The sequence below is a fragment of the Clostridium sp. genome, from assembly GCF_016650095.1.
GTDB lineage: Bacteria > Bacillota > Clostridia > Clostridiales > Clostridiaceae > Clostridium_AD.
Window position 1 is genome coordinate 1 of sequence record NZ_JAENWL010000172.1, and the last position, 7,385, is coordinate 7,385.

15 protein-coding genes and 1 pseudogene are annotated in these 7,385 nt (G+C 34.2%); all 16 read right to left on the bottom strand.

The annotated features are described in order from the left end of the window. Positions 1–82 precede the first annotated feature (82 nt). On the bottom strand, positions 83–268 hold the full coding sequence (locus tag JJE11_RS10980) for a type Z 30S ribosomal protein S14 (protein ID WP_071614619.1): 186 nt from the start codon (positions 266–268) through the stop codon (positions 83–85). Positions 269–283: 15 nt separating this feature from the next. Next, a complete protein-coding gene (rplE, locus tag JJE11_RS10985) occupies positions 284–826 on the bottom strand; it encodes a 50S ribosomal protein L5 (protein WP_291635518.1) in 543 nt (180 codons plus the stop codon). Positions 827–848: 22 nt separating this feature from the next. Next, positions 849–1,172 (bottom strand): 50S ribosomal protein L24, encoded by a 324-nt coding sequence (gene rplX, locus JJE11_RS10990; RefSeq protein WP_291635520.1) that lies wholly within the window; start codon positions 1,170–1,172, stop codon positions 849–851. 17 nt (positions 1,173–1,189) lie between these two features. Further along, positions 1,190–1,558 (bottom strand): 50S ribosomal protein L14, encoded by a 369-nt coding sequence (gene rplN, locus JJE11_RS10995; protein WP_291635521.1) that lies wholly within the window; start codon positions 1,556–1,558, stop codon positions 1,190–1,192. 36 nt (positions 1,559–1,594) lie between these two features. Further along, a complete protein-coding gene (gene rpsQ, locus JJE11_RS11000) occupies positions 1,595–1,849 on the bottom strand; it encodes a 30S ribosomal protein S17 (RefSeq protein WP_216306414.1) in 255 nt (84 codons plus the stop codon). A 21-nt stretch (positions 1,850–1,870) separates the two neighbouring features. Further along, positions 1,871–2,083, bottom strand: coding sequence for a 50S ribosomal protein L29 (rpmC, locus tag JJE11_RS11005; RefSeq protein ID WP_291635525.1), 213 nt, complete (start codon positions 2,081–2,083; stop codon positions 1,871–1,873). Continuing rightward, positions 2,073–2,516 carry a 50S ribosomal protein L16 gene (rplP, locus tag JJE11_RS11010; RefSeq protein WP_291635527.1) on the bottom strand — a complete coding sequence of 148 codons (444 nt, stop codon included), beginning with the start codon at positions 2,514–2,516 and terminating at the stop codon, positions 2,073–2,075. The genes rpmC and rplP overlap by 11 nt, the downstream gene beginning before the upstream one ends. Positions 2,517–2,539: 23 nt before the next feature. Then, positions 2,540–3,205, bottom strand: a complete 666-nt coding sequence (gene rpsC / locus JJE11_RS11015) for a 30S ribosomal protein S3 (RefSeq protein ID WP_291635529.1) — start codon at positions 3,203–3,205, stop codon at positions 2,540–2,542. Between the two features lie 16 nt (positions 3,206–3,221). Then, positions 3,222–3,557 (bottom strand): 50S ribosomal protein L22, encoded by a 336-nt coding sequence (rplV, locus tag JJE11_RS11020; protein WP_291635530.1) that lies wholly within the window; start codon positions 3,555–3,557, stop codon positions 3,222–3,224. 22 nt (positions 3,558–3,579) lie between these two features. Further along, positions 3,580–3,861, bottom strand: a complete 282-nt coding sequence (gene rpsS, locus JJE11_RS11025; protein WP_291635531.1) for a 30S ribosomal protein S19 — start codon at positions 3,859–3,861, stop codon at positions 3,580–3,582. Positions 3,862–3,923: 62 nt separating this feature from the next. Then, positions 3,924–4,757 (bottom strand): 50S ribosomal protein L2, encoded by an 834-nt coding sequence (gene rplB / locus JJE11_RS11030; protein ID WP_291635533.1) that lies wholly within the window; start codon positions 4,755–4,757, stop codon positions 3,924–3,926. Between the two features lie 56 nt (positions 4,758–4,813). Then, entirely contained in the window at positions 4,814–5,107 is a 294-nt protein-coding gene (gene rplW / locus JJE11_RS11035; protein ID WP_291635535.1) for a 50S ribosomal protein L23, read from the bottom strand. After that, on the bottom strand, positions 5,107–5,727 hold the full coding sequence (gene rplD / locus JJE11_RS11040; protein WP_291635537.1) for a 50S ribosomal protein L4: 621 nt from the start codon (positions 5,725–5,727) through the stop codon (positions 5,107–5,109). Before rplD ends, rplW begins: the two co-directional genes overlap by 1 nt. 24 nt (positions 5,728–5,751) lie before the next feature. Then, positions 5,752–6,381, bottom strand: coding sequence for a 50S ribosomal protein L3 (rplC, locus tag JJE11_RS11045; protein WP_291635539.1), 630 nt, complete (start codon positions 6,379–6,381; stop codon positions 5,752–5,754). Between the two features lie 120 nt (positions 6,382–6,501). Further along, entirely contained in the window at positions 6,502–6,810 is a 309-nt protein-coding gene (gene rpsJ, locus JJE11_RS11050) for a 30S ribosomal protein S10 (protein ID WP_291635542.1), read from the bottom strand. 397 nt (positions 6,811–7,207) lie between these two features. Further along, positions 7,208–7,385: pseudogene (gene tuf / locus JJE11_RS11055) on the bottom strand (elongation factor Tu); the annotation flags it as partial.

Sequence of the window (7,385 nt, forward strand, 5' to 3'; positions counted from 1 at the left end):
GCATTTCTTATACGTGTTAGCAAATCTGCGATTGGGTCAGTCATAACCATTTTTCGTGCCTCCTTTCATTAGAATGTTCTAATTACCAACTTGCTTTTCTGCAACCAGGAATTTCTCCCTTGTGTGCAAGTTCTCTAAAACAGATACGGCATATACCAAATTTTTGTAGTACAGAATGTGGTCTTCCACAAAGCCTGCATCTTGTATAAGCTCTAGTTGAATATTTGGGTTCTTTTTTCCATTTCTCTATTAAAGCCTTACGTGCCACGTGATTCCCTCCTTATTATTGAGCAAATGGCATTCCAAGGAATCTTAACAATGCTCTTGCTTCCTCGTCTGTCTTTGCTGTAGTAACAAATATTATATCCATTCCTCTTATCTTATCTATTTTATCATAATCTATTTCAGGGAATATAAGTTGCTCTTTAACTCCTATAGCGTAATTACCTCTTCCATCAAATGCTTTAGAAGAAGCTCCTCTAAAATCTCTAACTCTAGGTAATGCAACGTTCATTAATTTATCAGCAAATTCGAACATTTGAGTTTTCCTTAATGTAACTTTACAACCTATTGGCGTATTTTCTCTTAGTTTGAAGTTAGCTATAGACTTCTTTGCTCTTGTTATAATTGGTTTTTGACCAGCGATAATTTGCATATCACTAATAGCTGAATCTAAAACTTTAGTATTATCTTTAGCTTCTCCAACTCCCATATTTAAAACTATCTTTTCAAGCTTCGGAACTTCCATTATGTTTTTATATCCGAACTTTTCCATTAAAGCCTGAACTACTTCATTATTATATTTTTCTTGTAGCCTTGAACTCATATGTTAAACCTCCTTTCAGAAATTAAAATGTTTCTGCACACTTCTTGCAAACCCTTACCTTTGTTCCATCTTCTAGAATTTTGTTGCTAATTCTTGTTACATTTTTGCATTTTGTGCAATATAACATTACTTTCGAACTATTTATAGCTGCTTCTCTGTGAGTTATTCCACCTTGCATGTTTTGTTTACTCGGTTTTTGATGTTTTGTAACTACGCTAACATCTTTTACTAAAACCTTACCAGTTTTAGGATATACAGCTAGGACTTCGCTTATTTTGCCTTTGTCTTTACCTGAAATAACCATTACTGAATCTTTTTTTCTTATGTGCATTTTTTTAACTGCCATGTTAGACACCTCCCATCTTATAGAACTTCAGGCGCTAATGATAAGATCTTACTGAAGTCTTTATCTCTTAACTCCCTTGCAACAGGTCCGAATATACGAGTTCCCTTTGGGTTCTTGTCATCTTTTATAATAACAGCTGCATTATCATCAAATCTAACATATGTTCCATCGGCTCTTCTTAAACCTTTTACTGATCTAACTATAACTGCCTTAACAACTTCACCTTTTTTAACAACTCCACCTGGTGTTGCACTTTTTACGCTAGCAACTATTGTATCACTGATGTTTCCCCATTTTCTATGAGAACCACCCAATACTCTAATACACATAATTTCTTTCGCGCCAGAATTATCTGCAACTTTTAATTTGGATTGCTGTTGAATCATATTCGATACCCTCCTCTCAGTCGTTGAACTGAAATATTATTTAGCTTTTTCAACTATTCCAGTAATTCTCCATCTTTTATCTTTAGATAAAGGTCTAGTTTCCATAATTGAAACTTTATCATTTATTTTAGCTTCATTATTTTCATCATGAGCCTTAAATTTTGTTGTTTTATTAATTATCTTTCCGTATAATGGATGACGAACTTTCGTTTCAATTGCGACAACTACTGTCTTATCCATTTTATCCGAAACAACTCTACCTGTTCTTGTCTTTCTGTTATTTCTTTCCACAAGAGCAACCTCCTTTCAGTTTTACTGTTCTAAAGACCTTATTTCTTCTTGTCTAAGGATGGTCTTAATTTGAGCTATAGATTTTTTAACTTGTTTAATTCTCATAGGGTTTTCTAATTGTCCCGTAGCTAACTGAAATCTAAGGTTAAATAATTCTGCCTTTAAATCAAACATTTTCACTTGTAAATCTTGAGGATTACTTTCTCTTAATTCTTTTAATTCATTAGCCTTCATTGATTTCACCACCCACTTCCTCAAAATCTCTTCTTGTTACAAACTTAGTTTTAATTGGAAGTTTGTGTGAAGCAAGTCTAAAGGCTTCTCTAGCTGCTTCTTCTGTTACTCCTGCAATTTCAAATAAAACTCTGCCTGGCTTAACAACTGCTACCCAAAATTCTACTGATCCCTTACCGGAACCCATACGAGTTTCAGCTGGCTTTTGAGTTACTGGCTTATCAGGAAAGATTTTTATCCAAACCTGCCCGCCTCTTTTTACATATCTATTGATAGCAACTCTGGCAGATTCAATTTGATTACTTTTAACCCAACCACATTCTAAAGCTTGTAATGCATAATCACCGTATGCAATAAAGTTTCCCCTTGTAGCTTTTCCTCTCATCTTACCACGATGCACCTTACGATGTTTAGTTCTCTTAGGCATTAACATGTCATATTTCCCTCCTTACACTTCTACGCGTTTACTTCTTCCTTAACGATTTTCTTTGTAGGAAGAACTTCTCCTCTATATACCCAAACTTTAACACCGATTTTACCATATACTGTATTTGCTTCTGCAAATCCATAGTCTATATCAGCTCTTAATGTTTGTAGTGGTATTGTACCTTCTTTATAGTGCTCTGTTCTAGCTATTTCAGCTCCGCCAAGTCTTCCTGCACAAGCAGTTTTAACCCCTTTTACGCCAGTTCTCATAGCTCTTTGAATTGTTTGTTTCATTGCCCTTCTAAAAGAAATTCTCTTTTCCAATTGAGAAGCAATATTTTCTGACATTAATTGAGCATTATTTTCAGCTTGTTTTACTTCTACAATATTAATTAAAACATTTTTATCAGCAACAAGTTTTTTCATATCTAGCTTTATAACTTCAATTCCAGATCCGCCTCTACCAATAACCATTCCTGGCTTAGCTGTGTGTATGTTGATTTTAACCCTTTTAGCAGCTCTTTCGATTTCGATTTTAGAAATTCCTGCTGTATAAAGTTTGCTTTTCAAGAATTCTCTTATCTTAAAATCTTCAACAAGATTATCAGCAAAATTCTTTTTATCTGCATACCATTTAGAATTCCAATCTTTTATTACACCAACCCTAAAGCCGTGTGGATGTATTTTTTGTCCCACGCTATATCCCTCCTTCTTATATTCTTTCTGTAACCATTATTGTTATATGGCTAGATCTCTTTTTTATTCTATAAGCTCTCCCTTGTGCACGCGGTCTAAATCTCTTAAGTGTTGGACCTTGGCATGCATATGCATTAGCAACGAATAATCTATTAACATCTAAGTTAAAATTATTTTCTGCATTTGCAACAGCTGATTTAAGTACTTTATTCACTACGTCAGCTGCTCGTTTTGGAGTGTATTGTAATATAGCAAAAGCTTCATTTACATTTTTACCTCTTATTAAATCAAGAACAATCCCGATTTTCATTGAGGACGTTCTCACATATTTAGCTATAGCTTTAGCCTCCATTGATTGTTTCCTCCTTCCCACACTATCTTACTCTGCTTGTTTTTTCTTTGTCTATATGTCCTTTGAATGTTCTAGTTAACGCAAATTCTCCTAATTTATGTCCAACCATATCTTCTAAAAGATAAACTGGAACATGTTTTCTTCCATCATGTACTGCAATAGTATGACCTATCATTTGCGGGAAAATAGTAGAACTTCTTGACCAAGTCTTTATTACTTTTTTCTCGCCAGTTTTGTTCATTTCATTAATTCTTTTTAACAAAACTTCTTGTACATAAGGTCCTTTTTTTACTGATCTACTCACTTTAATGGCCTCCCTTCATACAACTAATCATAGTTTCAAAGAAAATCTGAATTCCCTTCAAACTATTTTTTATTTTTTCTCTTTACAATAAATTTATCTGAATATTTCTTAGTTTTTCTAGTTTTATATCCTAATGCCGGTTTACCCCAAGGAGTCATCGGACTAGCGTGACCAATAGGTGACTTACCTTCTCCACCACCATGAGGGTGATCGTTTGGATTCATTACTGATCCTCTGACTGTAGGTCTAAATCCTAAATGTCTTTTTCTTCCTGCTTTACCTATGTTAACAATGTCATGAGTTACGTTAGAAACTGTTCCTATAGTAGCCCTACAGTTTACTCTAACATATCTTACTTCACCACTCGGAAGTCTTACTTGAGCATATTCTCCTTCTTTAGCCATAAGCTGTGCGGAAGAACCTGCAGATCTTACAAGTTGAGCTCCTTTGCCAACCTGAAGTTCTATATTATGAATTGTAGAACCAATTGGTATATTAACTATTGGAAGTGTATTCCCAACTTTTATGTCTGAATCAGCACCGGATACAATTACATCTCCAACTTTTAATCCAACTGGAGCAATTATGTATCTTTTATCACCATCAGCATATACAACAAGAGCTATGTAAGCAGATCTATTTGGATCATACTCAATTGTGGAAACTTTTGCTGGGATATTATCCTTTGTTCTCTTGAAATCTATTAATCTGTATGCTTGTTTTGCTCCACCACCTCGGTGACGAACAGTTATTTTACCTTGATTATTTCTTCCACCTGATCTTTTTGTACTTCTAAGAAGTGATTTTAATGGCTTATCTGATGTTACTTCTGCAAAATCAGACATAGTCATATTTCTTCTAGAAGGTGTGGTGGGTCTAAATTTCTTAATCGCCATGTGATTTCCCTCCTTCTTTCTCGCTTATCTGGCCTCTGCCAATACCTGCTTAATAATTACATTCCATCAAAAAACTCAATTGTCTTACTTTCTGTTGTTAAAGTAACAATAGCTTTTTTAAAGTCAGCTCTTTTTCCAATATGAACTCCAACTCGTTTAGTTTTACCTATATTCCTTAGCGTTCTTACATTTTCAACCTTAACTCCAAATACTTCTTCTACTGCTTTTTTAACCTGAGTTTTGTTTGCATGAATGTCAACTATAAAGGTGTATTTTTTTTCAGCCATTACAGCCATACTTTTTTCAGTAATTACCGGTTTTCTTATAATATCATGGCTAGTTAGCTTCATTATATATACACCTCCTCAATTTTAGATACAGCATCCTTTGTAACTATGAATTTTTCATACTTTAGTATGTCATAAACATTCAAATTATTTACTGGAGATACTTGCACTCCAGGTATATTTCTTGCTGATTTATAGATATTTTCATTTGATGTTTCAACAACAATTAAAGTTTTCTTAGCTCCAAAAGCGCTTAAAATCTCTAACATTGCTTTTGTTTTTGGAGAATCGAAATCTAAACTATCTATAACTATCATTTCATTCTCTGCTACTTTACATGATAAAGCTGATTTAAAAGCAACTCTTCTCATACTCTTTGGTACTGACATACGGTAGTCTCTTGGCTTTGGAGCAAATACTATACCACCATGTATCCATTGTGGGGCTCTAATAGAACCTTGTCTTGCTCTACCAGTTCCTTTTTGTCTCCAAGGCTTTATTCCACCGCCTCGAACTTCCGCTCTAGTTTTAGCTGATTGAGTTCCTTGTCTTTTATTTGCTAGTTGTGCTACTACAACTTGGTGCATAGCATCTGTGTTAATTTCAACTCCAAATATATTTTCGTTTAGTTGAATATCTCCAACTTTTTGTGCTTCTTTATTAAACAAATCTAATGTAAGCATTCTGCATCCTCCTTTCTTTTAAAGTTACGCTTTAACAGCATTTCTTATTACAACTGTACCTTTTTTGGGACCGGGTATACCACCTTTAACTAATATAATGTTCTTTTCAAGCATTACCTTAACTATTTCAAGGTTGATTACTGTTTTATTAACATTACCCATGTGACCTGGCATATGTTTGTTTTTGAATGTTTTTGATGGATCGGAAGATGCTCCCATTGATCCAGGTGCTCTGTGGAATTTAGAACCATGACTCATTGGTCCACACGCTGCATTCCATCGCTTAATTACACCTTGGAATCCTTTTCCTTTAGAAATTCCTGATACGTCAATTTTATCTCCAGCAGCAAATATATCTGCTTTAAATTCTTGACCTACTTTATATGCACTTGTATCTTCCATTCTAAATTCTTTAACGAATCTTTTTAAAGATACACCAGCTTTAGCAAATTGTCCTTGCATCGGTTTGTTAACTAATTTTTCTCTTATGTCACCATAACCAACTTTAATAGCATTATAGCCATCATTTTCGATAGTTTTAATTTGAATGACAACACATGGACCTGCCTCAACAACTGTTACTGGAACAACTCTTCTATTCTCATCAAATATTTGAGTCATGCCAAGTTTTTTACCCATTATTGCTTTTTTCATGAAAATACACCTCCTACTTATTAGCGGACCACATTAGTGATCATAATAGTTAGTAATAGTTATCTATTACTTGCGTATAATAAATTATACTTATACGCTTCATCGCACTTATATGTACGCCTATAGTTTTATTTCGATATCAACACCAGCTGGTAAGTCTAATCTCATTAGAGCATCAACAGTTTTAGGTGATGGATTAATTATATCGATTAGTCTCTTATGAGTTCTTATTTCAAATTGTTCTCTTGAATCTTTATATTTGTGTGGAGATCTTAATACTGTAATTACATCTTTCTCTGTAGGTAGTGGTACTGGACCAGCTACTTTAGCTCCTGTAGTCTTAGCTGTTTGAACAATTTTCTCAGCTGATTGATCTAATATGTTGTGATCAAAAGCCTTTAATCTGATTCTAATTTTTTGTTTTATCATTTTTATACCCTCCTTTTCATTGCACGCTCTACTTCTTACGTGCAACAGCGGATGTTCTGTAAACTGTTCCGGGTGTTGCATACATTAAATGCACAAAACAATCGCAGGAACCCCGTCGCCCGATTCAAGATCAGGACATGCTCGGTGAAGAATAACCCGGAAGTCCGGCAACCTCTTACCTCATCGCTGTTACCACAATACAACTACTAAAGTATACAACACTTTATTTGCTTTGACAAGTATTTTTTCACTATTCTCTTATAATTTTTATGTTTGTATTTTCTGATTATATTTTTATTGTATTTAAAAGGAGAAGAGCGTCCTCTTCTCCTAAATAATAAAAGCTTTTATTATTATGAATCATCATCAATTGATATATACAAACACATTAAAACTATTATTTAACTATTGATGTAACAACTCCTGATCCTACTGTTCTTCCGCCTTCTCTGATTGCGAATCTTAATCCTTCATCCATTGCTACTTGAGTGATTAATTCAACATTCATGTCTATGTGGTCTCCTGGCATTACCATTTCCATTCCATCTGGTAACTTGATTGATCCAGTTACATCA